The sequence below is a fragment of the Pseudomonas sp. 4CAES_32.4 genome (assembly GCF_058136335.1).
In genome coordinates this window covers 1,732,208-1,755,397 of record NZ_CM176882.1, presented here as the reverse complement: position 1 = coordinate 1,755,397, position 23,190 = coordinate 1,732,208, and the positions used below count along the sequence as shown (strand labels likewise).

Annotated in this window: 25 protein-coding genes; 3 read left to right on the top strand and 22 right to left on the bottom strand. The window is 60.2% G+C overall.

Annotated elements, in window-relative coordinates; all coding sequences use genetic code 11:
- Positions 1-3 precede the first annotated feature (3 nt).
- From ccmE to ccmA, 5 genes are all read right to left on the bottom strand, one after another.
- Positions 4-459 (bottom strand): cytochrome c maturation protein CcmE, encoded by a 456-nt coding sequence (gene ccmE, locus AC3Y64_RS07945; RefSeq protein ID WP_126361305.1) that lies wholly within the window; start codon positions 457-459, stop codon positions 4-6.
- Positions 456-632: a heme exporter protein CcmD gene (gene ccmD / locus AC3Y64_RS07940; RefSeq protein WP_489987045.1), complete on the bottom strand. Its 177-nt coding sequence runs from the start codon at positions 630-632 to the stop codon at positions 456-458. Before ccmD ends, ccmE begins: the two co-directional genes overlap by 4 nt.
- Positions 629-1,384 carry a heme ABC transporter permease gene (locus AC3Y64_RS07935; protein WP_440095764.1) on the bottom strand — a complete coding sequence of 252 codons (756 nt, stop codon included), beginning with the start codon at positions 1,382-1,384 and terminating at the stop codon, positions 629-631. Before AC3Y64_RS07935 ends, ccmD begins: the two co-directional genes overlap by 4 nt.
- A gap of 73 nt (positions 1,385-1,457) precedes the next feature.
- Positions 1,458-2,126, bottom strand: coding sequence for a heme exporter protein CcmB (ccmB, locus tag AC3Y64_RS07930; RefSeq protein WP_034151525.1), 669 nt, complete (start codon positions 2,124-2,126; stop codon positions 1,458-1,460).
- The gene (gene ccmA, locus AC3Y64_RS07925) at positions 2,123-2,758 is read right to left on the bottom strand and encodes a cytochrome c biogenesis heme-transporting ATPase CcmA (protein WP_489987044.1); all 636 of its coding nucleotides are present in this window, start codon (positions 2,756-2,758) and stop codon (positions 2,123-2,125) included. Before ccmA ends, ccmB begins: the two co-directional genes overlap by 4 nt.
- Positions 2,759-2,955: 197 nt before the next feature.
- Here ccmA and fliK point away from each other — a divergent pair, with 197 nt between their 5' ends.
- On the top strand, positions 2,956-4,530 hold the full coding sequence (gene fliK / locus AC3Y64_RS07920) for a flagellar hook-length control protein FliK (RefSeq protein WP_489987043.1): 1,575 nt from the start codon (positions 2,956-2,958) through the stop codon (positions 4,528-4,530).
- Positions 4,527-4,856, top strand: coding sequence for an EscU/YscU/HrcU family type III secretion system export apparatus switch protein (locus tag AC3Y64_RS07915; RefSeq protein WP_489987042.1), 330 nt, complete (start codon positions 4,527-4,529; stop codon positions 4,854-4,856). The genes fliK and AC3Y64_RS07915 overlap by 4 nt, the downstream gene beginning before the upstream one ends.
- Before the next feature lie 111 nt (positions 4,857-4,967).
- On the opposite strand, the gene AC3Y64_RS07910 is transcribed toward AC3Y64_RS07915, so the two are convergent.
- The 14 genes from AC3Y64_RS07910 to flhA form a co-directional block, all read right to left on the bottom strand.
- Positions 4,968-5,363, bottom strand: coding sequence for a DUF2802 domain-containing protein (locus tag AC3Y64_RS07910; protein WP_158959466.1), 396 nt, complete (start codon positions 5,361-5,363; stop codon positions 4,968-4,970).
- Positions 5,364-5,849, bottom strand: a complete 486-nt coding sequence (locus AC3Y64_RS07905) for a chemotaxis protein CheW (protein WP_108226832.1) — start codon at positions 5,847-5,849, stop codon at positions 5,364-5,366. It abuts the gene before it with no gap.
- A gap of 73 nt (positions 5,850-5,922) precedes the next feature.
- Positions 5,923-6,864, bottom strand: a complete 942-nt coding sequence (locus AC3Y64_RS07900; protein ID WP_489987041.1) for a CheW domain-containing protein — start codon at positions 6,862-6,864, stop codon at positions 5,923-5,925.
- A gap of 2 nt (positions 6,865-6,866) precedes the next feature.
- On the bottom strand, positions 6,867-7,655 hold the full coding sequence (locus AC3Y64_RS07895) for a ParA family protein (protein WP_158959464.1): 789 nt from the start codon (positions 7,653-7,655) through the stop codon (positions 6,867-6,869).
- Between the two features lie 43 nt (positions 7,656-7,698).
- Positions 7,699-8,589: a flagellar motor protein MotD gene (gene motD / locus AC3Y64_RS07890; RefSeq protein ID WP_489987040.1), complete on the bottom strand. Its 891-nt coding sequence runs from the start codon at positions 8,587-8,589 to the stop codon at positions 7,699-7,701.
- Between the two features lie 12 nt (positions 8,590-8,601).
- Positions 8,602-9,342 (bottom strand): flagellar motor protein, encoded by a 741-nt coding sequence (locus tag AC3Y64_RS07885; protein WP_007919994.1) that lies wholly within the window; start codon positions 9,340-9,342, stop codon positions 8,602-8,604.
- On the bottom strand, positions 9,342-10,490 hold the full coding sequence (locus AC3Y64_RS07880; protein ID WP_489987039.1) for a protein-glutamate methylesterase/protein-glutamine glutaminase: 1,149 nt from the start codon (positions 10,488-10,490) through the stop codon (positions 9,342-9,344). Before AC3Y64_RS07880 ends, AC3Y64_RS07885 begins: the two co-directional genes overlap by 1 nt.
- 49 nt (positions 10,491-10,539) lie before the next feature.
- The gene (locus AC3Y64_RS07875) at positions 10,540-12,810 is read right to left on the bottom strand and encodes a chemotaxis protein CheA (RefSeq protein ID WP_489987038.1); all 2,271 of its coding nucleotides are present in this window, start codon (positions 12,808-12,810) and stop codon (positions 10,540-10,542) included.
- Between the two features lie 35 nt (positions 12,811-12,845).
- The gene (locus tag AC3Y64_RS07870; RefSeq protein WP_122593422.1) at positions 12,846-13,634 is read right to left on the bottom strand and encodes a protein phosphatase CheZ; all 789 of its coding nucleotides are present in this window, start codon (positions 13,632-13,634) and stop codon (positions 12,846-12,848) included.
- Between the two features lie 18 nt (positions 13,635-13,652).
- On the bottom strand, positions 13,653-14,024 hold the full coding sequence (locus AC3Y64_RS07865) for a chemotaxis response regulator CheY (RefSeq protein ID WP_024012118.1): 372 nt from the start codon (positions 14,022-14,024) through the stop codon (positions 13,653-13,655).
- A gap of 166 nt (positions 14,025-14,190) precedes the next feature.
- Complete coding sequence (gene fliA, locus AC3Y64_RS07860) at positions 14,191-14,931, bottom strand: RNA polymerase sigma factor FliA (RefSeq protein WP_007920004.1); 741 nt, start codon at positions 14,929-14,931, stop codon at positions 14,191-14,193.
- Positions 14,928-15,758 carry a flagellar synthesis regulator FleN gene (fleN, locus tag AC3Y64_RS07855; protein ID WP_016771060.1) on the bottom strand — a complete coding sequence of 277 codons (831 nt, stop codon included), beginning with the start codon at positions 15,756-15,758 and terminating at the stop codon, positions 14,928-14,930. The genes fliA and fleN overlap by 4 nt, the downstream gene beginning before the upstream one ends.
- A 116-nt stretch (positions 15,759-15,874) precedes the next feature.
- Positions 15,875-17,215: a flagellar biosynthesis GTPase FlhF gene (flhF, locus tag AC3Y64_RS07850; protein WP_489987037.1), complete on the bottom strand. Its 1,341-nt coding sequence runs from the start codon at positions 17,213-17,215 to the stop codon at positions 15,875-15,877.
- 11 nt (positions 17,216-17,226) lie between these two features.
- Entirely contained in the window at positions 17,227-19,356 is a 2,130-nt protein-coding gene (gene flhA / locus AC3Y64_RS07845) for a flagellar biosynthesis protein FlhA (RefSeq protein WP_489987036.1), read from the bottom strand.
- A 631-nt stretch (positions 19,357-19,987) separates the two neighbouring features.
- Here flhA and AC3Y64_RS07840 point away from each other — a divergent pair.
- Positions 19,988-20,344: a DUF6124 family protein gene (locus AC3Y64_RS07840; protein WP_489987035.1), complete on the top strand. Its 357-nt coding sequence runs from the start codon at positions 19,988-19,990 to the stop codon at positions 20,342-20,344.
- A gap of 66 nt (positions 20,345-20,410) precedes the next feature.
- Here the strand turns inward: AC3Y64_RS07840 and AC3Y64_RS07835 are convergent, their stop codons facing one another.
- From AC3Y64_RS07835 to fliR, 3 genes are all read right to left on the bottom strand, one after another.
- The gene (locus AC3Y64_RS07835; protein WP_489987034.1) at positions 20,411-21,118 is read right to left on the bottom strand and encodes a hypothetical protein; all 708 of its coding nucleotides are present in this window, start codon (positions 21,116-21,118) and stop codon (positions 20,411-20,413) included.
- 141 nt (positions 21,119-21,259) lie between these two features.
- Complete coding sequence (gene flhB, locus AC3Y64_RS07830; protein WP_489987033.1) at positions 21,260-22,399, bottom strand: flagellar biosynthesis protein FlhB; 1,140 nt, start codon at positions 22,397-22,399, stop codon at positions 21,260-21,262.
- 3 nt (positions 22,400-22,402) lie between these two features.
- Entirely contained in the window at positions 22,403-23,188 is a 786-nt protein-coding gene (gene fliR / locus AC3Y64_RS07825; RefSeq protein WP_489987032.1) for a flagellar biosynthetic protein FliR, read from the bottom strand.
- Between the last annotated feature and the right edge of the window lie 2 nt (positions 23,189-23,190).

Sequence of the window (23,190 nt, the reverse complement as noted above, 5' to 3'; positions counted from 1 at the left end):
CGATCAACCCTCCTTCGCAGGCGTTGGTGCGGATTGACCGCTGTCTTTCAAGGCTTTGGTCACTTCTGGAGGCATGTACTTTTCGTCGTGCTTGGCCAGCACTTCATCGGCCACCACGACACCGTCGGCATTGAGCTTGCCCAGCGCCACGATGCCCTGCCCTTCGCGGAACAGATCCGGGAGGATGCCGCGGTAGGCGATGGTCACGGATTTATTGAAGTCGGTGACGACGAATTTGACGTCCAGCGAATCCGGCGAGCGTTGCAACGAACCGGCCTCAACCATGCCGCCAGCGCGGATCCGCGTGTCTTGCGGCGCTTCGCCGTTGGCAATCTGGGTCGGGGTGTAGAACAGATTGATGTTCTGCTGCAGGGCGCTCAAGGCCAGGCCGACGGCAGCGCCGACCCCGACCAGAATGGCCAGAATGATGATCAGACGTTTCTTGCGCAGCGGATTCACTTGCCGTTCTCCCGGCGCAGACGACGCGCCTCTTGTTGCAGATACCGCTTGCGGGCCAGGATCGGCGCCGCCACGTTGAAGGCCAGCACCGCCAGACAGATGCCGTAGGCCGACCACACATAAAGGCCATGATGACCCATGGCGAGGAAGTCGCCGACTGAAGCAAAACTCATCGAGCGGCCCCCAGACTGTGCTGCACTTCTTCTTTCACCCAACTGGCGCGGGCTTCACGCTTGAGCACTTCGAGGCGCATGCGCAGCAACAGCACGGCGCCGAAGAAGCAGTAGAAACCCAGCACGGTCAGCAACAGCGGCAGCCACATCTCGGCGGGCATTGCCGGTTTTTCCGTGAGGGTGAAGGTCGCGCCCTGGTGCAGGGTGTTCCACCACTCCACCGAATATTTGATGATCGGGATGTTGATCACTCCGACGATGGCCAGCACCGCGCAGGCCTTGGCGGCGCTGTCGCGGTTGCTGATCGCATTGCCCAGCGCGATCACGCCGAAATACAGAAACAGCAGAATCAGCATCGAGGTCAGGCGCGCGTCCCAGACCCACCACGAACCCCAGGTCGGTTTGCCCCAGATCGCCCCGGTGACCAGCGCCACGGCGGTCATCCACGCACCGATCGGCGCCGCGCATTGCAGGGCGACGTCGGCCAGTTTCATCTTCCACACCAGCCCGACCACACCGCACACCGCCAGCATCACGTAGATCGACTGAGCGAGCATCGCGGCAGGCACGTGGATGTAGATGATGCGAAAGCTGTTGCCTTGCTGATAGTCCGGCGGCGCGAAGGCCAGGCCCCAAACGACGCCGACACCAATCAGCAGCAACGCTGCGATGCTCAACCACGGCAAGAACTTGCTGCTGATGCCGTAGAACCACTTGGGCGAGCCGAGCTTGTGAAACCAGGTCCAGTTCATACTGTTTCCATCACGGGTGCCCTTCGCTATGAAGAGCCAGGGTCTTTACTGATCAAAAAATGATCAGACCTCATTATTCGCCGACGCTGATCTTCAGGCCAGCGGCTATTGCAAAGGGTGTCAGGGTGATCGCCAGAGCGGTCAGGCTACCAAGCCACAGCAGATACCCGGTCGCCGGCATGCCTTGGAGGGCTGCCTGCAAGGCGCCACTGCCGAGGATCAACACCGGGATGTACAACGGTAGAATCAGCAGCGCCAGCAACAGGCCGCCACGTTTCAAACCGACCGTCAATGCCGCGCCCACCGCGCCGAGCAAGCTCAGCACCGGTGTGCCCAACAACAACGAAAGCAGCAAAACCGGCAGGCAGGCGACGGGCAAACCGAGCATCAACGCCAGCAAGGGCGAGAGCAGAACCAGTGCCAGACCGGAGAAAAGCCAGTGTGCCAGCACCTTGGCCAAAACCAGAAGTGGCAGCGGGTGCGACGAAAGGACCCACTGTTCCAGGGAGCCATCTTCGAAATCACTGCGGAAAAGCCCGTCCAGCGAGAGCAGGACCGACAAAAGCGCCGCCACCCAGACTAACCCGGGGGACAGGTTTTGCAACACTTGAGTTTCCGGGCCGACGGCCAGCGGGAACAAAGCGATGACGATGGCGAAGAAAATCAGTGGATTGGCGAGTTCCGCCGGGCGGCGAAACAGCAGTCGGGATTCACGGGCAACCAGCAGGCCAAACACACTCATACTGCCCAGTTCCCCAGATCGATGTCGCGATAACCGGCCGGCATCCGGCTCAGCGTGTGGTGCGTGGTCAAGACCACCAGACCGCCACGCTCGCAGTGCCGGGCCAGGTGTTCTTCGAGTTGCGCCACGCCCTGCTTGTCGAGGGCGGTGAATGGCTCATCGAGAATCCACAACGGCGGGCTGTCGAGATACAACCGCGCCAGCGCCACGCGGCGTTGCTGACCGGCGGACAGGCTGTGGCAAGGAACATCTTCGAATCCGCGCAATCCTACCGCTGCCAGCGCTTGCCAGATCGCCTCGCGTTCGGCGGGATGATGCAGGGCGCAGAGCCAAGACAGATTCTCTTCCGGGGTCAGCAGATCCTTGATCCCGGCAGCGTGGCCGATCCACAGCAGATTGCGTGCGAGTTCGCTGCGTTGCTCGGTCAGCGGCTGACCATTGAGCAGGACCTGACCGTCGGTCGGCTGCATCAGCCCGGCCAACAAGCGCAATAAACTGGTTTTACCGCTGCCGTTGGGACCGCTGATCTGCACCATATCGCCACTGGCCAGTCTCAATTCGAGATTTTCGAAGAGCAGCCGCAGATCACGTTCACACGCGAGGGCAACGGTTTGCAGGACAGGACTGGTCAAGGGATCACGGGCCTTATACGGTTCAAGTCGGCTCTGGTGCGGCCGTTAAAGAGATGCAGCATAGATGCATTGACGGCGCAATCTAGAGAGCTGCGTCAAACAATTGTTATGTTTTTTGATCGAAGCGCAAGACGCGCGGCATTATACATGGCGTGCCTTACTCTCAAGAGTGCAATTTCCTCAGGTTGTGTCCGCGTATGACAGGCGAAATGAACATCCTCCCGCTCCCGCCCACCACCCCGGCGACCGTTCGCCCGCAGGTCGGTGAGTTGCTGAAGCTGTTGACCCCGGTCGAGGGCTTGATCAGTGCCGGGCAAAGCGCCAAGGCTGAGGTGTTGTCGCTCAAGCAAGCGGATCAGACTTTCCAGTTACTGCTCAAGGTGACGCTGGAAAGCGGCCGCCAGACTACCGTGCAGGCGACCAGCAATCTGCCGTTGCCACAGGGCACCAGTCTGGCGATCACCCAGCCCTCGGCGGGCAATCTGGCGATCACCGTGCAGCAAGCCATCGCCAGCAGCGTCGCCGCCCTCACCCGCATCGACACCGCGCAATTGCCGGTCGGCACCCTGCTGCAGGGCAAAGTATTGACCTCGCAAGTGCTGCCGCAAACGCCGGGACAGGCGACGGTGTTTCGCTCGCTGGTCAGTTTGCTCAACACCGCCCAGAGCGGCAGCACATTGACCATCGACAGTCCGCAACCGCTGCGCATCGGCACCCTGCTGTCGGCGCTGGTCGAAGACACGCAAACCCTGAAATTCCTGCCGATGAGCAGCCGACAGGAGCAACTCGCTGTCAGCCAGCAACTGCTTGGCCAGCAAAGCCGCCAAGCCTCGCTGACGGGTTTGTTGAACGCGCTGCAAAACCTGCCGGCCGACACCGATCAGACGTCGCAGGACCTGCGCGCAGTGGTCGACAAATTGCTCGCCAGCCTGCCCGACGTGCAGCAACTGAGCACCGCCAAAGGTGTCGCGCTGGCCCTGGCCAACAGCGGCGCCTTTCTCGAAGCGAAACTGCTCGGCGGCCAGAACCCGACACTGGCGCCAGACATGAAAGCCGATCTGCTCAAGCTGATCGCGCAACTGACGCCGGGCTTGCCCAGCAGCACCAGTTTCAACGCGATCATCGCCGCCAACACCCTCGCGCAGGCGCTGCCGAGTTTCGTCCGCAACGCTCTCGGCACCCTCGGCCAAGTCAGTGCCAAACCGGTGCCGAGCAGCTTCCCCCTGCCCGACCGCCTGCTGCAAAATCTGGAAGGCGAAGGCGATCTGGAACAGCTGCTGCGACTGGCCGCTGCGGCGGTTTCGCGTCTGCAAAGCCATCAACTGTCGAGTCTGGAGCAGACCGGCGTCACCGATGATGGACGCCTGCTCAGCACCTGGCAGCTGGAAATCCCCATGCGCAACCTGCAGGACATCGTGCCGCTACAGGTGAAGTTCCAGCGTGAAGAAGCGCCGGAGCGCGAACCGCAGCCGAACGAACGTCGCGACGAACGTGAACCCAAACAACACCTGTGGCGCGTCGATCTGGCGTTCGACATGGAACCGCTCGGGCCGATGCAGATTCAGGCGCAGCTGATCGCCGGCAGCCTGTCCAGCCAGCTCTGGGCCGAACGGCCGTACACCGCTGACCTGATCGAAAACAACCTGTTCGCTCTGCGCCAGCGTCTGCTTGATCGCGGGCTGAACGTGGGCGATCTCGACTGCCATCTCGGCACCCCGCCGCAAGGCAACCAAACCCGCCTCGAACACCGCTGGGTCGACGAAACCGCATGAACGATTCCACTGCCCCACGCCAGGCCATCGCCCTCAAATACGACGGCAACCACGCCCCGACTCTCACCGCCAAGGGTGATGAAGAACTGGCCGAAGAAATCCTGCGCATCGCTCGCGACTGCGAAGTGCCGATTTATGAGAATGCCGAGTTGGTGCGCTTGTTGGCACGGATGGAACTGGGCGACAGCATTCCGGAAGAGTTGTACCGGACAATCGCCGAGATCATCGCGTTTGCGTGGAATCTGAAGGGGAAATTCCCCGAGGGACACGACCCGGACGCGCCGATGGTCGAGAAAGACGTCACCCTACGCGGCGATGATTACTAAGCCCTGAAAGCAAAAGATCGCAGCCTTCGGCAGCTCCTACATGGGATCTATGCAGGAGCTGCCGAAGGCTGCGATCTTTTGATCTTGCTTGCCGCTAAAAGCTCGAAGCTCTTAGCTGCCTTTATGTAGTTTACGCATCAACTCCGCCTCAGCCTGGGTCAAGCCACACGACTGAGTCAGTTCATCAACGCTCGCGCCCATGCCCACCAGTTTCGCCGCTTGGGCGAATGACAGGCTGGATGGGTCGCGCTGTTCCAGCGCAACAATCTTGTCTGGCAACGGGCTCACCACCGCACGCAGTTCGTGCAGCGCTTCGCCCATGCGCACGTTACCGTTCTGGTAATCGTCGACACGTTTGGCCAGGTCTTTGATGCGCTGATCACGCAGCGCATCGCCCTGAGCCTGTTGTGCAGCAATCACTTTTTGCGCCTTGATGTACGACACAAACATTGCCAGCGTGCCTGCCCAGAAAAGGAACAGGACAATGACCGCGACCTCGAGAATCAATCAGATATTCTCCAGGTCCGACCATTCTTCTTCGCTCATCATCTTGTCCAGCTCGACCAGGATCAGCAACTCGTTGTTCTTGTTGCACACGCCCTGGATGAACTTGGCCGACTCTTCGTTGCCGACGTTTGGCGCGGTCTCGATTTCCGACTGACGCAGGTAAACCACTTCGGCCACGCTGTCGACCATGATGCCAACGACTTGCTTGTCGGCTTCGATGATGACGATACGGGTGTTGTCGCTGATCTCGCCGCTGTTCAGGCCGAAGCGCTGACGGGTGTCGATCACGGTGACCACGTTACCGCGCAGGTTGATGATGCCCAGCACGTAGCTTGGCGCGCCCGGCACCGGAGCGATTTCGGTGTAGCGCAGCACTTCCTGAACGCGCATCACGTTGATGCCGTAGGTTTCGTTGTCCAGCTTGAAGGTCACCCATTGCAGGATCGGATCTTCAGAACCCTTTGCCGCCGTCGCCTTGTCGTTCATACCCTAGCCCCTCGAAGTACCGCCCTAGCGGTGTATGTTTCGTTTTCCGGCATATCGATGCCGGTAGTGTCTGTTATGTCGATTTGTGGTTCGGCTTACTGCCGGACATGTGCTTTGCCCCGCCACTGGCGATCAACTCGGCCAGTGCGGATACATCGAGCAAGGCGCACATGTGTTCAATCACCGTGCCGGCGAGCCATGGCCGCTGACCTCGATGACTTCTCCATTTGATTTCATTCGGGTCCAGGCGCAACGAGCGGCTGACCTGATGCACCGCCAGGCCCCACTCGTAACCTTGTACCGAAATCACGTACTGCAGGCCCTGACGGAAGTCATCGCGGTAGCGATCCGGCATGACCCAGCGCGCGGTGTCCAAAACTTTCAGGTTGCCTGCCTGGCTCGGCAGAATGCCGAGGAACCATTCCGGCTGACCGAACAACGGCGTCAGCTCGTGACCGGCCAGCGAATAGATCGAACCGAGGCACACCAGCGGCACGGCCAGGGTCAACCCGGCGACGTCGAACAGCAGGCATTCGAACGCTTCGGAGGCCCAGGCCGGGCGACCATCGGTTTCCACCGGTGGCGGCGTGTTGTTCGGCGGCAGATGCACTTCGACCAGCGGCGGCACCAGCGTCTGCTCGACGGGTGCGGGTGCAACCGGAGCAGGAGCGGGTTCGACCACAGCCGGTTCCGGCGTGGTTTTCAGCAACTGTGTTTGCAGCAACGGCGCGAGCGTCGACACTGGCGCGCGAGTTTCTTCAATCAATGCCACTGGCGCTTTGACCGTCGGCGCAGCGACTGGAGCAGCAACCGGTTTGGCGGTTTTCTGCGCATCACGCGCCTGCTCTTCCAGCACCGCTGCCTGAAATTCGTCGAGTGCTTCGGCGCTTTCCACAACGTCAGGTTCCGCCGCGATGACCGCTGGCAGCGCTTCCGGAACGTCATGCAGCAAGTCTTCCAGATAGGACTGCAAGGCCAATTGCGGGCGCGAGGTGAGTTTGACGGGGCGGTTCATGCTCACGCCACCTGCGGAACAAGTTGTTGCGCCAACAGATGCTTGAGCAGCGCGCGGTAGGCCAGCACGCCACGGCTCTTGCCGTCGAATTGCGAAGGCGTGACACCGGCACGGCTGGCGTCGCGCAGACGGGTATCGACCGGGATGTAACCCTGCCAGATCTCGTCGGGAAATTTGTCGCGCAGCACGCGCAAGGTATGCATCGATGCCTGCGTGCGACGGTCGAACAAGGTCGGCACGATGCTGAACGGCAGCGCCTGTTTGCGCGAGCGATTGATCATGGCCAAGGTGTTGACCATGCGCTCCAGGCCTTTGACCGCCAGGTGTTCGGTCTGCACCGGGATCACCAGTTGCTGACTCGCGGCGAGCGCATTGACCATCAGCACGCCGAGCAATGGCGGGCTGTCGATGACGGCATAATCGAAGTCCTGCCACAGCTGCGCCAGACTCTTGGCGATCACCAGACCGAGGCCACTCTGCCCCGGCGACTGACGTTCAAGGGTCGCCAGCGCGGTGCTCGACGGCAACAGGGAAATACGTTCGTCGCTGGTCGACAACAGCAACTGCCCCGGCAGGCCTTGCGGCACGTTGCCCTTGTGCAGAAACAGGTCGTAGTTGCTGTGTTCCAGGCTGTCGGGGTCGTAACCGAAATAGCTGGTCATCGAGCCGTGCGGGTCGAGATCGACGACAACCACACGCTTGCCCGCCTCGGCCAGCAATCCGGCTAAAGCGATGGAAGATGTGGTTTTACCGACACCACCCTTTTGATTGGCGACTGCCCAGACTCTCATTCAGTTCGTTCCTCCCGACCGATATCCTCGACCGAGACATAGCTCAGCGTGTTAATGCGGGTGACGGAGAATTGACGGCACTCTCGCGTCCCGGCGTCTTGACCGGGGTCGGTGCAGTTTGTGTGCCAGCACGCTTCAACGCGGCGTCCGGTTGCGCATTGGCGGTTCCGGTGCCCGTGAGGCTGCGACGTACATCGAGATTGCGCGACACCACCAACACCACGCGACGGTTGCGTGCGCGGCCTTCAGCGGTGGCGTTGTTGGCGACCGGTTGAAACTCACCGTAACCCACCGAGGCCAAGCGGCCAGGGTTCACGCCCTGCATCGCCAGCATGCGCACGATGCTCGCCGAACGCGCCGAGGACAGCTCCCAGTTGGTCGGGTACTGCGCGGTGCGGATCGGTTGGTCATCGGTGAAACCTTCGACGTGGATCGGGTTGTCGAACGGCTTCAGAATCGCCGCGACCTTGTCGATTATGTTGAAGGCGATGTCGCTCGGCATCGCGTCACCGCTGCCAAACAACAGGCTGGAATTGAGCTCGATCTCAACCCACAGCTCGTTGCCGCGCACGGTCATCTGGTTGGAACTGATCAAGTCGCCGAAGGCGGCGCTGATGTCATCGGCGATGCTTTTCAGCGGATCGCTGGCCCCGGCGATACCGGCGTCGATCTGCTCGGCATCCTTGACCAGCGGCTTGGCCGGGGTCACGGTTTTCGGTCGTTCGTCGCCGATCTGGATCGGTTTGAGCGCGCGGTCGGAGTCCTTGAAGACACCAACCAGCGCTTCGGAAATTTCCTTGTACTTGCCTTCGTTGATCGACGAAATCGAGTACATCACCACGAAGAACGCGAACAGCAGCGTGATGAAATCCGCGTAGGACACGAGCCAGCGCTCGTGATTGACGTGTTCTTCCTGATGCCTGCGACGAGCCATGAGGTTAGTCCCTTAATCCATGAAGCCTTGCAGCTTCAACTCAATGGAGCGAGGGTTTTCACCTTCGGCGATCGACAGGATCCCTTCCAACAACATTTCGCGATAACGCGATTGTCGCAACGCGATTGACTTCAGCTTGGCCGCGACTGGCAGCAGCACCAGGTTGGCACTGGCGACACCGTAAATGGTCGCGACGAAAGCCACGGCGATACCGCTGCCCAGTTGCGTCGGATCGGCCAGATTGCCCATCACGTGAATCAGGCCCATGACCGCACCGATGATGCCGATGGTTGGCGCGTAGCCGCCCATGCTTTCGAAGACTTTGGCGGCTTCGATGTCGCGGGCTTCCTGGGTGTAGAAATCCACTTCGAGAATGCTGCGAATCGCTTCCGGCTCAGCACCGTCGACCAGCAGTTGCAGGCCTTTGCGCGAGTAATTGTCAGGTTCGGCATCGGCCACGCCTTCCAGGCCCAGCAGGCCTTCCTTGCGCGCGGTGAGGCTCCAGTTGACGACGCGATCAATGCCACCGGCGAGATCTACCCGTGGCGGAAACAGGATCCAGGCGAGAATCTGCATGGCGCGCTTGAACGCGCTCATCGGCGATTGCAGCAGTGCGGCACCGACGGTGCCACCCAGTACGATCAATGCCGCCGGGCCGTTGGCCAGCGCACCGAGGTGACCACCTTCCAGGTAGTTGCCGCCGATGATGGCGACGAACGCCATGATGATCCCGATAAGGCTTAGAACATCCATCAGATACACGCCTCGACGATGTGCTTGCCGATATCGTCCAGGCTGTACACCGCATCGGCGAGGTCAGCTTTGACGATAGCCATCGGCATGCCGTAGATCACACAGCTTGCCTCGTCTTGTGCCCAGATCGAGCTGCCACCCTGCTTGAGCAGACGTGCGCCTTCACGGCCGTCGGCGCCCATTCCGGTCAGCACGACCGCCAGAACTTTGTCACCGTAGGACTTCGCTGCAGAACCGAAAGTGATGTCCACGCACGGCTTGTAATTCAGACGTTCGTCACCCGGCAGAATCTTCACCGCGCCACGGCCGTCGATCATCATTTGCTTGCCACCCGGTGCCAGCAACGCCAGGCCCGGACGCAGGATGTCGCCATCCTCGGCTTCCTTGACGCTGATGCGGCAGAGCTTGTCGAGACGTTCGGCGAACGCTTTGGTGAACGCCGCCGGCATGTGCTGGATCAGCACGATCGGCGCCGGGAAGTTTGCTGGCAGCTGAGTCAGCACGCGCTGCAGCGCGACTGGGCCGCCCGTCGAGGTGCCGATGGCAAGCAGTTTGTAGGCTTTGCGTTTCGGTGCTGGCGACGAAGCGCTGGCCGCCGGGGCGCGAGTAGGTGTGGGCGCAGGTGCCGGACGTGCCGGGGCGCTGGTGCTGTGACTGCTGCTGTGGCTGCCGAAACTCGACGGCGCCGGAGCAGGCGTCGGTGCCGGCGCTGCGGCTGGCGCAGGCGCACTGTAAGCACTGAAACGACGGTTACTGCGCGAGATGCTATGGACCTTTTCGCACAGCAGTTGCTTGACCTTCTCGGGGTTACGCGAGATGTCTTCGAAATTTTTCGGCAGGAAATCCACCGCGCCGGCATCCAGCGCATCGAGGGTCACTCGGGCGCCTTCGTGGGTCAGCGAGGAGAACATCAACACCGGGGTCGGGCAGCGCTGCATGATGTGCCGCACCGCCGTGATGCCGTCCATCATCGGCATCTCGTAGTCCATGGTGATCACGTCCGGCTTGAGCGCCAGCGCCTGATCGATCGCCTCTTTACCGTTGGTTGCGGTGCCGACCACCTGGATGCTCGGATCCGCTGAAAGAATTTCCGAGACGCGGCGGCGGAAAAAACCCGAATCGTCCACCACCAGGACTTTGACTGCCATAAACACTCCATTAGGTGCAGCGGAACGTTGTCGCCCCGCTGCCCCGGATTCAAATACGCCGTGCGGCGTAACGCTTGAGCATGCTTGGAACATCGAGAATCAGCGCGATGCGGCCGTCACCAGTGATGGTGGCGCCGGACATGCCCGGAGTGCCCTGCAGCATTTTGCCCAATGGCTTGATGACCACTTCTTCCTGGCCGACCAGTTGATCGACGACGAAGCCGATCCGCTGCGTACCCACCGAAAGGATCACCACATGGCCTTCACGCTGCTCTTCGTGAGCGGCAGAGCGGACCAGCCAGCGCTTGAGGTAGAACAATGGCAGCGCCTTGTCCCGCACGATCACCACTTCCTGACCGTCGACGACGTTGGTGGTCGACAGGTCGAGGTGGAAGATTTCGTTGACGTTGACCAGCGGGAACGCGAACGCCTGATTGCCCAGCATGACCATCAACGTCGGCATGATCGCCAGCGTCAGCGGCACCTTGATGACAATCTTCGAGCCCTGGCCCTTGGTCGAGTAGATGTTGATCGAACCGTTGAGCTGGGAAATCTTGGTCTTCACCACGTCCATGCCGACACCGCGGCCAGAGACGTCGGAGATCTCGGTCTTGGTCGAGAAACCCGGGGCAAAAATCAGGTTGTAGCACTCGGTATCGCTAAGGCGATCGGCCGCGTCCTTGTCCATCACGCCGCGTTTTACCGCGATCGAACGCAGGACGTTCGGGTCCATGCCTTTGCCGTCATCGGAGATCGACAGCAGGATGTGGTCGCCCTCTTGCTCGGCCGCCAGCACCACGCGACCACCACGGGCCTTGCCCGACGCTTCGCGTTCTTCCGGCGACTCGATGCCGTGGTCGACGGCGTTGCGCACCAAGTGGACCAGCGGGTCGGCCAGAGCCTCGACAAGGTTTTTGTCGAGGTCGGTTTCTTCACCCACCAGTTCCAGGTTGATCTCTTTCTTCAGCTGACGTGCCAGGTCGCGAACCAGACGCGGGAAGCGCCCGAAGACCTTCTTGATCGGCTGCATCCGCGTCTTCATCACCGCGGTCTGCAAGTCGGCCGTGACCACGTCGAGGTTCGACACGGCTTTGGACATGGCTTCGTCGCCGCTGTTGAGGCCCAGGCGCACCAGACGGTTACGCACCAGCACCAACTCGCCGACCATGTTCATGATTTCGTCGAGACGTGCGGTGTCGACGCGCACGGTGGTCTCGGCTTCGCTCGCCGGTTTTTCCGCTGGCGGTGCAGCGGGCGCACGGGCCGGAGCCGGTGCAGCAGCGGCGGCCGGTTTTGGCGCTTCGGCTTTCGGCTCAGGCTTGGCGGCAGCCTTGGGCGCAGCAACGGCAGCAGGTGCTTTGGCGGCTGGCGTGGCAACCGTCGAAGCACTGCCCGCCGTGGCGGTGCCGACTTCGCTGAACTTGCCTTTGCCGTGCAATTCGTCGAGCAGCGATTCAAATTCGTGATCGCTGATCAGATCGCTGCCGGCAGCGGCGGCGGCCGGAGCAGCAGGCGCAGGTGCCGAAGCAATCGCCGACTCCAGCGCTTCAACGGCGAAGTTGCCTTTGCCGTGCAACTGATCGAGCAGGGCTTCGAATTCGTCGTCGGTGATGTCCGAGCTGTCACCTGCCGCTGGCGCTGCCGGAGCGGCCGCCGTCGGGGCTACCGCATCAACGGCGAACTGGCCTTTACCGTGCAACTGATCGAGCAGCGACTCGAACTCGGCGTCGGTGATTTCATCGCTCGCGGCTTCAGCGGCCGTTTGCGCAGGTGCAGCAGCGACCGGGGCTTCGGCTTCGGCCTTGACGGCGTTCAGCGAGTCCAGCAGCTGTTCAAATTCGTTATCGGTGATGTCGCCCGACGCGTCGCCTTCGACGACCAGATCTTCGATCATCTCGGCCACTGGCGAAGCCGGGGCTTCGTCCGCCGCTTGCGGTTCGGCCAGGCGCGCCAGAGCGGCCAGCAGTTCCGGGGTTGCAGCGGTGATCGGTGCGCGTTCACGGACTTCGCTGAACATGCTGTTCACCGCGTCCAGTGCTTCGAGCACCACGTCCATCAGTTCTGCATCAACGCGACGTTCACCCTTACGGAGGATGTCGAACACGTTTTCGGCGATGTGACAGCACTCCACCAGCTCATTGAGCTGAAGGAAGCCGGCGCCCCCTTTTACAGTGTGGAAACCGCGAAAAATTGCGTTGAGCAGATCTGCGTCATCCGGACGGCTTTCCAGCTCGACCAGTTGTTCGGACAGTTGCTCAAGAATCTCGCCGGCCTCAACCAGGAAATCCTGAAGGATCTCTTCATCGGCGCCGAAGCTCATTAATGGGGTGCTCCTACAGGTCTAAAAACCTAAACTCAAAATCCAAGGCTGGATAACAAATCGTCCACATCGTCCTGACCGGACACAACGTCTTCTCGTTTATCGGCATGAATCTGCGGACCTTCACCCTGCGAGAGATGTTTTTGTGGATCTTTTTCTGCAAGCATCGCGGCGCGGTCATGTTCGATGCCCGCAAAGCGGTCAACCTGACTGGCCATGAGCACGAGTTTGAGCAAATTGCTTTCGACTTCGGTGACCAGTTGGGTCACACGCTTGATCACCTGACCGGTGAGGTCCTGGTAATCCTGAGCCAGCAGGATGTCATTGAGGTGGCTCGACACTTCACGGTTGCCCGTGCTGCTGCGTGACAGAAAACCGTCGACCCGGCGCGCCAGTTCGCGGAACTCTTCAGCTCCGACTTCACGACGCATGAAACGCCCCCAATCGGTACTCAAGGCCTGGGCTTCTTCAGCCAGACCATTGACCACCGGCGTGGCGCTTTCCACCAGATCCATGGTGCGGTTGGCCGCGGCTTCCGTCAGCTTGACCACATAGCCCAGGCGTTCGGTGGCGTCGGTGATTTGCGACACTTCCTCGGCCTGCGGCATGTGCGGATCGATCTGGAAATTGACGATCGCACTGTGCAGTTCGCGTGTGAGCTTGCCCACTTCCTGATACAGGCCGCGGTCACGGGTCTGATTGAGCTCATGGATCAGTTGCACAGCGTCGCCGAACCTGCCTTTTTCAAGGCTCTCGACCAGTTCGACCGCGTGTTTTTTCAGGGTCGATTCGAAATCGCCCTGTGAAGATTCTTTATGCTCCATAGCTCCCCCGCGCGTTCATCAGCCGATGCGTTCGAAAATCTTCTCGATTTTGTCTTTCAGCGCCTGAGCCGTGAAAGGTTTGACTACGTAGCCGTTCACACCGGCCTGAGCGGCTTCGATGATCTGCTCGCGCTTGGCTTCTGCAGTCACCATCAATACCGGCAGGTGCTTGAGTTTTTCATCGGCACGCACGTGACGCAGCAGGTCGATACCGGTCATGCCCGGCATGTTCCAGTCCGTTACCAGAAAGTCGATGCTTCCGCTGTTGAGCACTGGAATGGCGGTAGTGCCATCGTCAGCCTCGACGGTGTTGGTGAACCCAAGATCACGCAGCAGGTTCTTGATGATCCGCCGCATCGTTGAGAAGTCATCAACGATGAGGATTTTCATGTCTTTGTTCAATTCGACCTCCAAGCAGTCTTAAACGCGCCCAGCACCTGGACGCGCCACTTCAATCAATCGGCGCAGCACTCGAAGACTGTCTGGAGCACAACAGAGCAAGACCGGTGCCGTTCATCACCGCACCAGCCTCGTTCGCAGTGTCCCCACACTGCCTTCAGCGCGCTCGCCACTCCCCCAAACGCCCCCGCAAACGGGCCGCGCACTGGCTGTGTAACTGGCTGACCCGCGATTCACTGACGCCAAGGACTTCACCGATTTCCTTGAGGTTCAGCTCTTCGTCGTAGTACAGCGCCAACACCAGTCGCTCACGCTCCGGCAAATTGGCAATCGCGTCCGCCAGCGCCGCCTGGAAGCGTTCATCTTCCAGATCGCGTGACGGCTCAAGATGAGCACTCGCGCCATCCTCGTGCAGCCCTTCGTGTTCGCCGTCCTGCAACAGGTCGTCGAAACTGAAGAGGCGGCTGCCCAAGGTGTCATTCAAAATCCCGTAGTAATCGTCGAGACTCAATTGGAGTTCGGCTGCAACCTCGTGATCTTTAGCGTCACGGCCGGTTTTAGCTTCAATTGAGCGAATTGCGTCACTGACCATACGGGTATTGCGGTGAACCGAACGTGGCGCCCAATCCCCTTTGCGCACTTCGTCGAGCATCGCGCCGCGGATTCGAATGCCCGCGTACGTTTCGAAACTGGCGCCTTTGCTGGCGTCATATTTGGTCGAGACTTCGAGCAGGCCGATCATCCCGGCCTGGATCAGATCTTCGACCTGCACGCTCGCCGGCAACCGTGCCAGCAAGTGATAGGCAATGCGTTTGACCAGCGGCGCGTAACGCTCGATCAGCTCGTATTGAGCATCGCGTGCCGACTTTTTGTAGTAATTCATACCGCTAGCGGTCATATGACAGGCCCTGCCGTTTGCTGCACGAGGCGCTCGACGAAAAACTCAAGATGGCCGCGCGGGTTGGCGGGCAGCGGCCAGGTGTCGACCTTCTGTGCAATGGCTTTGAACGCCAGCGCGCACTTGGAGCGCGGGAAGGCTTCGTAGACTGCACGCTGCTTCTGCACCGCTTTACGCACGCTTTCGTCGTAAGGCACGGCGCCAACGTATTGTAGGGCGACGTCGAGGAAGCGATCCGTGACCTTGGTCAACTTGGCGAACAGGTTGCGCCCTTCCTGCGGGCTCTGCGCCATGTTGGCGAGGACGCGGAAGCGGTTCATGCCGTAATCGCGGTTGAGCAGCTTGATCAGCGCGTAGGCGTCAGTGATCGAGGTCGGCTCATCGCAGACCACCAGCAACACTTCCTGCGCTGCGCGCACAAAACTGACTACCGAGTCACCAATACCCGCAGCGGTGTCGATCACCAGTACGTCGAGATTGTCGCCGATGTCGCTGAACGCCTGAATCAGACCGGCGTGTTGCGCCGGGCTCAGGTGGACCATGCTCTGGGTGCCGGAAGCAGCCGGCACGATGCGGATACCGCCCGGCCCCTGCAACAGCACGTCGCGCAATTCGCAACGGCCTTCGATGACGTCAGCCAGTGTGCGTTTCGGGGTTAGCCCCAGCAGAACGTCGACGTTCGCCAGCCCCAGATCCGCGTCCAGCAGCATGACCCGACGGCCAAGCTCTGCCAGCGCCAGGGACAAGTTCACTGACACGTTAGTCTTGCCGACGCCACCTTTGCCGCCGGTCACCGCGATCACCTGTACGGGATGCATGCTGCCCATGTTATTTCTTTACCTTGTCTTGCATAGACGGAGGCCACATTACTGGCTGCGCGTTCACAACCGGAACAATGCATGGCAGACCATCGATGTAGGTACAAAAACTGTTCATGAATACCTCAGCCTACCTGCTTGGTCGGGCTGTGATAGATATCAGCGAACATGTCAGCCATGGCTTCTTCGCTGGGTTCTTCCTGCATTTGCACGCTGACGGCGCGGCTGACCAGTTGATGACGGCGCGGCAGATGCAAATCATCCGGAATCCGTGGGCCATCGGTCAGGTACGCGACCGGCAATTCATGACTGATCGCCAGGCTCAACACTTCGCCCAGGCCTGCCGTTTCATCCAGTTTAGTCAGGATGCAGCCAGCTAGCCCACAACGCTTGTAACTGTGATAAGCGGCGGTTAGAACCTGTTTCTGGCTGGTGGTTGCCAGCACGAGATAATTTTTTGAACGGATGCCACGCCCAGCCAGACTTTCCAGCTGCATGCGCAGGGCTGGATCGCTGGCTTGCAGGCCGGCAGTATCGATCAATACCACGCGTTTGCGCAGCAATGGATCCAGCGCCTGCACCAGCGACTGGCCAGGATCGACGTGGGTCACCGGCACATTGAGAATGCGGCCCAGTGTCTTCAGTTGTTCCTGAGCGCCGATACGGAAACTGTCCATGCTCACCAGCGCAACATTCTGCGCGCCGTACTTGAGCACATAACGCGCGGCCAGCTTGGCCAGCGTGGTGGTCTTACCCATGCCGGCAGGGCCGACCATGGCGATCACACCGCCCTCTTCCAGCGGCTCGACTTCCGGTACGGCAATCATCCGCGCCAGGTGCGCAAGCAACATGCGCCAGGCCTGACGAGGCTCTTCGATATCGGTGATCATCGACAGCAGGTCGCGCGACAACGGACCGGACAGACCGATGCGTTGCAAACGGCGATACAGGTTGGCCTGAGCCGGACGGCTGCCTTGCAGCTGATTCCACGCCAGAGTGCCGAGCTGAACTTCCATCAGCTCACGCAGGCTGTTCAATTCGAAACGCATCGAGTCCAGCGCACGCGGATCAACACCGGCCGATGGTTGCGCAGGCGCCGGCGCCGGACGCGTCGGAGCGGCGTAAGTCGGCTCGGTCAGCGGTTCAGCGGCGGTCAGCGGCAGGCCAGCGGTCAACGGCAGCCCGGCAAAGATCTGGCGATTGCTGTTGCCATCGGCTTCGCCACGCAGACTCAGTTCGGCCTGGGCGGTAACGATGCGCGACTGGGTCTTGCGCAGCTCGTCTTCGAGCTCCATGTTCGGAACCCGTGGCGCCAGCGCCGACAATTTGTAATCCAGTGCCGCCGTCAGCTCGACACCGCCGGCAATGCGGCGGTTGCCAATGATGGCGGCATCAGCGCCCAGCTCATCACGAACCAGCTTCATGGCCTGACGCATATCGGCGGCAAAGAAACGCTTAACTTGCATAAACCACTACCTCAGCCGTTGGGCCCTACTGTCGCAACGATGGTCACTTGCTTGTTGTCCGGTATTTCCTGGTAGGCCAGCACATGCAATCCAGGGACTGCGAGGCGACCAAAGCGCGAGAGCATCGCGCGGATCGGGCCGGCCACCAAGAGGATCACCGGCTGACCCTGCATTTCCTGACGCTGCGCCGCTTCGATGAGCGAACGCTGCAGCTTCTCGGCCATGCTTGGCTCCAGCAGAACGCCCTCTTCCGAGCCTTGTCCTGCCTTCTGCAGACTATTGAGCAATATTTGTTCCAACCTTGGTTCCAAGGTGATCACAGGCAGCTCAGACTCAGTGCCTACAATGCTTTGGACGATGGCGCGGGATACGCCGACGCGCACCGCTGCCACCAACGCGGCGGTATCTTGACTCTTGGCGGCGTTGTTGGCGATGGCTTCGGCGATGCTGCGGATGTCGCGCACCGGCACGTGTTCGGCGAGCAACGCCTGCAGCACTTTGAGCAACTGCGACAACGTGACCACACCCGGCACCAGCTCTTCCGCCAGTTTCGGCGAGCTTTTGGCCAGCAATTGCATGAGTTGCTGCACTTCCTCGTGGCCGATCAGCTCGCTGGAGTGCTTGTACAGAATCTGGTTCAAGTGCGTTGCAACCACGGTGCTCGCATCGACCACGGTGTAACCGAGGGATTGTGCCTGGGCGCGTTGGCTGATTTCGATCCACACCGCTTCCAGGCCGAAAGCCGGATCTTTGGCGTTGATACCGTTGAGCGTGCCGTAGACCTGGCCCGGATTGATCGCCAGTTCGCGATCCGGGTAGATCTCGGCTTCGGCGAGGATCACGCCCATTAGCGTCAGACGATAGGCACTTGGTGCCAGATCGAGGTTGTCGCGAATGTGCACAGTCGGCATCAGGAAGCCCAGATCTTGCGAGAGCTTCTTGCGCACGCCCTTGATCCGCGCCAGCAATTGCCCACCCTGATTGCGATCCACCAGCGGGATCAGGCGGTAGCCGACTTCCAGACCGATCATGTCGATTGGCGTCACGTCATCCCAACCCAATTCCTTGGTTTCCATGGCGCGAGCTGGCGACGGCAGCAGATCCTGCTGACGCTTGACCTCTTCCAGCGCCACGACCTTGGCGACGTTCTGCTTCTTCCAGAACAGGTAGGCGCCACCGGCGGCCAGCGCAGCCATGCTCAGGAACGAGAAGTGCGGCATGCCCGGCACCAGGCCCATCACCGCCATCAAACCGGCGGCCACGGCCAGCGCTTTCGGCGAGGCGAACATCTGGCGGTTGATCTGCTTGCCCATGTCTTCCGAACCGGAAGCACGGGTCACCATGATCGCTGCAGCTGTAGATAACAACAGTGATGGCAATTGCGCCACTAAACCGTCACCGATGGTCAGCAAGGCGTAAACCTTGCCGGCATCGCCGAAGCTCATGTTGTGCTGGAAGATACCGACAGCCATACCGCCGATGAGGTTGATGAACAGAATCAGCAGGCCGGCGATGGCGTCACCACGGACGAATTTGCTGGCACCGTCCATCGAACCGTAGAACTCAGCCTCTTGGGCGACTTCCTGGCGGCGTGACTTGGCCTGGTTCTGGTCGATCAGACCGGCGTTGAGGTCGGCGTCGATCGCCATTTGTTTGCCGGGCATCGCGTCGAGGGTGAAACGCGCACTCACCTCGGAAATACGCCCGGCACCTTTGGTTACCACGACGAAGTTGATGATCATCAGGATCGCGAAGACCACGATACCGACCACGTAGTTACCGCCGATCACCACTTCACCGAAGGCCTGAATCACCTTACCGGCAGCGGCGTGGCCGTCCTGACCGTGGAGCATCACCACCCGCGTCGACGCCACGTTCAACGCCAGCCGCAGCAACGTCGCGACCAGCAAAATCGTCGGGAACACGGCGAAATCCAGCGGCCGCAGCGCATACACGCAGACCAGCAGGACGACGATCGACAGGGCAATGTTGAAAGTGAAAAACACGTCGAGCAGGAACGGCGGCACCGGCAACATCATCATCGCCAGCATCACCAGCAGCAACAACGGCACGCCCAGATTGCCTCGACTGAGGTCGGCAACGTTTGTGCGAGCAGTGTTGAATAACTGAGAGCGATCCACCGGTTTTCCCCGTTCCTTTAAAGCAAACTTTTGACGCCCAGAGCGGGCTCACGGCGGCTATTGCAAGAAGCTTTCCAACTTTTGCGGAGTAATGAAATCGGTAGAGAAAACATGACCCGTGTAGGAGTGAGGCTGCTCGCGATAAGGATTATTGATTCAATGCATTTACATCAGACAGACCGCTATCGCGAGCAGGCTCACTCCTACAGGAGATTGCATTCCAAGATGTCAGAGTGAAATGCAATCCAAATGTGGGAGCGAGCTTGCTCGCGAAGGGGCCAATGAAGTCAGCGCACATCGCCTTTTAAACTCGGGCGTTTAAAAGACACCTGCAGACACGCCTTCCAGGCTACAAATCCTTGCGCCTTTGCCTACAGGCAAGCCAGAATCCGCCGGCTTGTGCGCCTTGGGGGCGGGTTCTATTGTGGTTCGGTCGCTGATTGTTCAGTGATCGGGTTTAGCAGCCCGGGTTTTTCTCTAGACGCACAAGTCCGTTGCCGTTATGGCGGCTTTGCGTGGGGCACTTCGGTGCGCCGGGTTCTAGAGTCCTGGTCTGCTAACCCGCGTACAGCCGCCACCCTCTTCGTTAGCAGCGAACGTTGGCAGCTTCACCACTCTAGAGGCTCGACCGATGATCAAACCAACACCAAACCCACCCGAAACCGACCCCGCCTCACCTTACGAATCCATCGACTCAAAAAAACTCCACGACGCCGCCGAACGCGCCCTCGATCATTACCTCTGCCCCGGCAACACCCGGCCTCCGCGCAAACCCAGCACGATGTACGCCGCCGTCGCGAATATCAAAAGCGAAGAGTTGCTGGCCAACGCCTGCGAAACCCTCGCCTCAGCACGAACCATCGCCCATGACTTCGCCAACCTCATACCCGCATCGCAGCGCCGAACGCTGCTGGGTATCGCGCAATTGATCATGCTCGGGGAGTTGGCGGTGAATCGGGCGCTGGATAATCTCAAGTTGCCGAGTTAGTCAGTTACAGATCGTTCCCACGCTCTGCGTGGGAACGATCAAACGGTGAACCTCTGCGTTTGGTGATCAGACTTGCCCGGCCCTCAGCAGCCGTTCCGCAGGAATCTCGCCAAACTCAAGTTCGCGCCCGACCATGTAAAGCGTGCCGCGAAACATTTCGCGGCTCTCGACTTTGACGACCTCCTCCTCGGCATCCATCAAGATGACTTTGGAGCCAGGTTGTCGCCCACCGTCCTCGCCCTGCTCCGACTCCAACAGATTCAGGGCCCAGCGGAAATCGATGATCGGCAAATCACGAATCTGCACCTGGCGCTTGTCCCCACCCCAGCGAAAATCCCGGCGTACCGTGGCGCGCAATTGGCCGCCAACCTGCTCGAAGACCGGTTTTGCATAACGGTTTTCAAGCCCGCCCACCGACCATTCGCTCATGTAGTAATCGCTGGGGGTGAACACTTTGAACAGCGCTTCGTTGCTGGTGATTTTCCCGGCTGAGTCGAAGAAGTAGTTATACGCATAGTGGTAGCCCAAACCATCCAGCTCAGGGCGAATGGCATTGATCGGACTGTCCAGATAATCGGGGACGTACAGATCCGCCATGACTTTGAAGTTGAGAAAATCCAAGTTCAAATCAAAGACCGCGGAGTAACCGATTGCACCCTCGCTCGGGCGCTCCTCCAGCCGCCCTGAAACGAACTCGATTTTCATGCCTGGAAGGTTGCGATGTGGACGCTCTGCCATGATGTTTACCTCTGAAAAGACATCTTGAGCGCCCACGAGCCCCTGCTCGCAAACATTCACAGCAAGACATCCGACGGGTTTATTCCCGTCGTAATCAGAGCGTCAGCGGGTGACCTGCGTCTACTGTAAGAACTAACAGGTACAGGGGGGTTTCAGACAGACGGCGTCGATTGACCGTCAGGAATCGCGACGCAGATCCGGCGGAATTGGCAGGTCGTCCTTGAGCGGATCCGGGCGCTTGCCCTTGCCGGCGCGGTACTGGCGGATTTGGTAGACGTAGGCCAAGACCTGCGCAACGGCCAGGTACAGACCGCCAGGAATTTCCTGGTCGAGTTCGGTGGAGTAGTAGATCGAACGCGCCAGCCCCGGCGATTCGAGGAGCATGACGTTGTTGGCCACGGCGATTTCGCGGATTTTCAGGGCGAGGAAGTCGCTGCCCTTGGCAATCAGCATCGGCGCCCCACCCTTTTCGGAGTCGTATTTGAGCGCGACGGCGTAGTGCGTCGGGTTGGTGATGACCACGTCGGCGTCGGGAATCGCCGCCATCATCCGGCGCTGGGACATTTCGCGTTGGGTCTGACGGATGCGTTGCTTGACCTCGGGGCGCCCCTCCTGATCCTTGTGCTCGTCGCGCACTTCCTGCTTGGTCATCAGCAGTTTCTTGTGGGCTTCCCAGAGCTGCACCGGCACATCGACGGCGGCGATGATGATCAAGCCGCAGGCTAGCCACAACGTGCTCCAACCGACCAGTGTGACGCTGTGAATGATCGCCGACTCAAGTGGCTCATGGGCGATCCGCATCAAGTCATCGACGTCTGATAACAGCACCACCAACGCCACCCCCAAGGTGACCGAAAACTTGGCCAGCGCCTTGAGCAGTTCGACCACAGCCTTGAACGAAAACATCCGCTTCAGGCCTGCCGCCGGGTTCATCCGGCTGAATTTTGGGGCCATGGAACCGGCCGCGAACAGCCAGCCACCAAGCGAGATCGGGCCGATCAGGGCCGCCAGCAACAACGTGATCATGAACGGCTGAATGGCCACCAGCGCCATCTGACCTGACTTCAACAGAAATGCGCCCATGGAACCCTGATCCATGATCACTTCACGGGACAAGGTGAAGTTCAGGCGCATCAGTTCCATCAGGTCTTCGGCCAGCATGCCGCCGAACACCAGCAGCGCGCCGGCACCGGCCATCATCACGGCGAGGGTGTTGAGCTCTTTGGAACGGGCGATCTCACCCTTTTCACGGGAGTCCTTTTTACGTTTCTCCGTGGGGTCTTCTGTTTTGTCCTGACCGCTTTCGCTCTCAGCCATGACTCAGCGCGCCCGTGCCAGTTCGCGTAACAACTGCAAGGCCTCGGTGGCCAGCGGCTGATACTGATTGAGAATGTCCGCCAGACCGACCCAGACGATGAACAGCCCGAGCACCAGGGTCAGCGGGAAACCGATGGAGAAAATGTTCAATTGCGGCGCGGCACGGGTCATCACGCCAAATGCAATGTTGACCACCAGCAGTGCGGTGACGGCCGGCAACACCAGCAATAACGCGGCGCCCAGCACCCAACCGAGCTTGCCGGCCAGCTCCCAATACTGCGCCGTCATCAACCCGCCACCGACTGGCAGCGTGGTGAAGCTTTCGGTGAGGACTTCGAAGACCACCAGATGGCCGTTCATCGACAGGAACAACAGGGTCACGAGCATGGTGAAAAACTGCCCGATCACCGCCACCGAAACGCCGTTGGCCGGGTCGACCATCGAGGCGAAGCCCATGCCCATCTGGATCGCGACAATCTGCCCGGCCACGGCAAACGCCTGGAAGAACAGCTGCAGGGAAAACCCCAGCACGGCGCCGATCAGAATCTGTTCGGCAATCAGCAACAAGCCACTGAGATCGAGCGGGCTGACCGCCGGCATCGGCGGCAGTCCTGGGGCAATGCACACGGTGATCGCCACGGCGAAATACAGGCGTATGCGTCGCGACACCAGGGTGGTGCCGAACACCGGCATGACCATCAGCATCGACGCGACGCGAAACAGCGGCAACATGAACGAGGCCACCCAGGTACTGATCTGGGTGTCGGTCAGCTGAAGCAGCGATTGCATGG

Bases quoted from the DNA above. Each gene is read 5' to 3' on its own strand.
- flhF (WP_489987037.1), bottom strand. From the start codon at position 17,215: ATGCAAGTTAAGCGTTTCTTTGCCGCCGATATGCGTCAGGCCATGAAG.
- AC3Y64_RS07865 (WP_024012118.1), bottom strand. From the start codon at position 14,024: ATGAAAATCCTCATCGTTGATGACTTCTCAACGATGCGGCGGATCATC.
- motD (WP_489987040.1), bottom strand. From the start codon at position 8,589: ATGGCTCGTCGCAGGCATCAGGAAGAACACGTCAATCACGAGCGCTGG.
- AC3Y64_RS07900 (WP_489987041.1), bottom strand. From the start codon at position 6,864: ATGAACCGCCCCGTCAAACTCACCTCGCGCCCGCAATTGGCCTTGCAG.
- flhB (WP_489987033.1), bottom strand. From the start codon at position 22,399: ATGGCTGAGAGCGAAAGCGGTCAGGACAAAACAGAAGACCCCACGGAG.
- AC3Y64_RS07915 (WP_489987042.1), top strand. From the start codon at position 4,527: ATGAACGATTCCACTGCCCCACGCCAGGCCATCGCCCTCAAATACGAC.
- ccmD (WP_489987045.1), bottom strand. From the start codon at position 632: ATGAGTTTTGCTTCAGTCGGCGACTTCCTCGCCATGGGTCATCATGGC.
- ccmB (WP_034151525.1), bottom strand. From the start codon at position 2,126: ATGAGTGTGTTTGGCCTGCTGGTTGCCCGTGAATCCCGACTGCTGTTT.
- AC3Y64_RS07935 (WP_440095764.1), bottom strand. From the start codon at position 1,384: ATGAACTGGACCTGGTTTCACAAGCTCGGCTCGCCCAAGTGGTTCTAC.
- AC3Y64_RS07895 (WP_158959464.1), bottom strand. From the start codon at position 7,655: ATGAGAGTCTGGGCAGTCGCCAATCAAAAGGGTGGTGTCGGTAAAACC.
- fleN (WP_016771060.1), bottom strand. From the start codon at position 15,758: ATGGGCAGCATGCATCCCGTACAGGTGATCGCGGTGACCGGCGGCAAA.
- AC3Y64_RS07885 (WP_007919994.1), bottom strand. From the start codon at position 9,342: ATGGATGTTCTAAGCCTTATCGGGATCATCATGGCGTTCGTCGCCATC.
- fliK (WP_489987043.1), top strand. From the start codon at position 2,956: ATGACAGGCGAAATGAACATCCTCCCGCTCCCGCCCACCACCCCGGCG.
- fliA (WP_007920004.1), bottom strand. From the start codon at position 14,931: ATGACCGCTAGCGGTATGAATTACTACAAAAAGTCGGCACGCGATGCT.
- AC3Y64_RS07880 (WP_489987039.1), bottom strand. From the start codon at position 10,490: ATGGCAGTCAAAGTCCTGGTGGTGGACGATTCGGGTTTTTTCCGCCGC.
- AC3Y64_RS07905 (WP_108226832.1), bottom strand. From the start codon at position 5,849: ATGAACGACAAGGCGACGGCGGCAAAGGGTTCTGAAGATCCGATCCTG.
- fliR (WP_489987032.1), bottom strand. From the start codon at position 23,188: ATGCAATCGCTGCTTCAGCTGACCGACACCCAGATCAGTACCTGGGTG.
- AC3Y64_RS07840 (WP_489987035.1), top strand. From the start codon at position 19,988: ATGATCAAACCAACACCAAACCCACCCGAAACCGACCCCGCCTCACCT.
- AC3Y64_RS07875 (WP_489987038.1), bottom strand. From the start codon at position 12,810: ATGAGCTTCGGCGCCGATGAAGAGATCCTTCAGGATTTCCTGGTTGAG.
- AC3Y64_RS07870 (WP_122593422.1), bottom strand. From the start codon at position 13,634: ATGGAGCATAAAGAATCTTCACAGGGCGATTTCGAATCGACCCTGAAA.